The 413-nt window shown below is 53.8% G+C and carries 1 protein-coding gene; it reads left to right on the forward strand.

Features of this window, described 5'->3' with window-relative positions:
- Positions 1 to 413, forward strand: a 413-nt coding sequence (locus AC5V8P_RS26135) for an AMP-binding protein (RefSeq protein ID WP_495474123.1), incomplete at both ends; no start/stop codon positions are given.

Below are 413 nucleotides of genomic sequence, written 5' to 3' on the forward strand. Positions count from 1 at the left end.
ACCATTCACATGAGCTTTGGTTATAATGCCCTCGCCTTTGAACGGGAAAGTGTAGAGCAAATTCGAGGTCATCTGGTGCAGCTGCTGGAACAGGTGATAGCGAATCCGAACATCTCCGTACAGGAGCTGGATATGGTAACCGCGCAGGAGCGTGAGCAGATCGTTGAGGTCTGGGGCAATACAGCGGCAATCTATCCGAGCGAGCAAACGATTCACGGCTTGTTCGAGTCGCAAACTGCACAGACACCGGAGCAGACAGCCTTGTACTTCGAAGGAGAGCAGCTGACTTATCGTGAGCTGAATGAACGCGCCAATCGATTGGCTCGTACCTTACGCAGTCAAGGGGTGACGAAGGATCGTCTGGTGGGACTGATGACCGAGCGTTCGGTGGACATGATCGTGGGCATCTTCGG

This window comes from Paenibacillus sp. N119s, from assembly GCF_059447605.1.